The 1,820-nt window shown below is 44.5% G+C and carries 3 protein-coding genes; all 3 read left to right on the top strand.

All coding sequences use genetic code 11. The annotated features are described in order from the left end of the window. The first annotated feature begins 285 nt into the window (after nt 1-285). Nucleotides 286-453, top strand: a complete 168-nt coding sequence (locus R7Q47_RS23570) for a hypothetical protein (RefSeq protein ID WP_011106137.1) — start codon at nt 286-288, stop codon at nt 451-453. Nucleotides 454-564: 111 nt separating this feature from the next. Continuing rightward, the gene (locus R7Q47_RS23565; RefSeq protein ID WP_005461387.1) at nt 565-831 is read left to right on the top strand and encodes a YihD family protein; all 267 of its coding nucleotides are present in this window, start codon (nt 565-567) and stop codon (nt 829-831) included. Between the two features lie 277 nt (nt 832-1,108). Next, nucleotides 1,109-1,820 (top strand): 4Fe-4S binding protein (locus R7Q47_RS23560; RefSeq protein WP_318089525.1); only part of this gene is annotated, 712 nt, incomplete at its 3' end.

Here is a 1,820-nt window from a genome sequence, read left to right as displayed (position 1 = left end):
TTGTCGATATCTCATACTACTACTGCTGATCATGGGATCAAAACAAATTTTTGCGTCGATCCGAGCGACAAAATAACAAAATCGAGAGAATTCAATTGCTCAACTATCGACCAATTATAACAAGGGTGCTAACCTATACATGATATGCATGCATATCGGTATTCCTGACTCATTTATTGGACTGGCGAAAGCCAAAAGAGCCACCCTTCAAGCAGTTGAAGCTCAACTCATAATGAATCAGGCCATTACATCGGCAATGGATATGCCTGGCAGTTAGGTAATCGAATGCGCCCAACTACAGTCAGGTTCGCACACACCAATACAAGTGCAATGCGCCGCCGCAGTGGCTTCACTACTGCATCTAAGGCAAAACAAGTTGCGCCAGCTATGACACTGGTTGAGAAGACAGCAATAGTGTCGAGTGTTACAACCAAAGTTATCAAAGCAGCTTAATCAAAAGCGCGGCGCCAGCTGCGCTTTTTCTTTTCCTTCCTTTTCTATTTTTCTTCGCGATGCAATTTGATACCTTAAGCGCAAATACTTATAAATATTGTGGAGAAAGAAATGAAGTGTCATCGCATAGAAGAGCTACTTGAGCTATTAGAGCCTGAGTGGCAAAAAGACCAAGAAATGAACCTGCTGCAATTCATCGTCAAACTGGCGCAAGAGGCGGGCTACGACGGCAAGTTGGAAGATCTCTCCGACGACGTACTGATCTACCATCTTAAAATGCGCAACAGCAGCAAAGACGAAATGATCCCGGGCCTGAAGAAAGACCAAGAAGATGACTTCAAAACCGCCATCTTACGTGCTCGCGGCATCATCAAATAAACACGTCTCACGACTTTCGAAGCGACTCCTCAGAGTCGCTTTTTTTATAACTAAATCAAATAGATTTTTAATACAGTTATAACTGTTCAGCCGTTTATTAGGTTAACTGTACTGACTTTTGTTGTTAAACGTAGACTGCGTTAAAGAAAAGGAATTGTTATTGCTTGTATAATCGCCGTTTATCAGTATTAACTAAAATAATTAATAGCAATGTCACAGAGCGACATCACCAGAAATGCCGCCGTACATTATAAAAAAGCCTAAGAAGGATGAGTGCATGAGTCAGGACAAGATCGATATCAAAGATGTGACTCCCAAGACTTTCAACCCGAAAACCCACAAAGGAAACGGGGATCGTTTTAACCCAAGCAATCGCATCTACGTTCGAGAAAGTAAAGGGACTTACCAAAAACTGCGTCGCTACGGTGGTTGGTTCTTACTGCTACTGTTTGCTTTGGTACCGTGGATCCCATACGGCGAGCGACAAGCGATCTTGCTTGATATCGGCAACCAGCAGTTCAACTTTTTCGGCACCACGCTTTATCCGCAAGATCTGACCCTACTCGCTCTGCTCTTTGTGATCGCCGCGTTTGGCCTGTTCTTCATTACCACCTTTTTAGGCCGAGTCTGGTGTGGCTATCTCTGCCCGCAAACCGTGTGGACCTTCATGTACATCTGGTTTGAAGAAAAACTCGAAGGCAGCGCGAATAAACGTCGCAAACAAGACGCCAATAAACTCACCGCCAACTTAGCCATGCGTAAAACACTCAAGCACATCGCTTGGTTTGCTATCGCGCTCGCCACAGGCTTCACCTTTGTCGGTTACTTTGTGCCGATGAAGCAATTGGTGATTGATTTCTTCACCTTCAACGCGAACTTCTGGCCAGTATTCTGGGTGATGTTCTTTGCCATCTGTACTTACGGCAACGCAGGTTGGATGCGCTCAATCATGTGTATTCACATGTGTCCTTACGCGCGTTTTCAATCAG

It is taken from the genome of Vibrio sp. Vb0349, assembly GCF_033338975.1.
The sequence above is the reverse complement of the archived record's forward strand: the minus strand, read 5'-3'. Positions and strand labels throughout refer to the sequence as shown.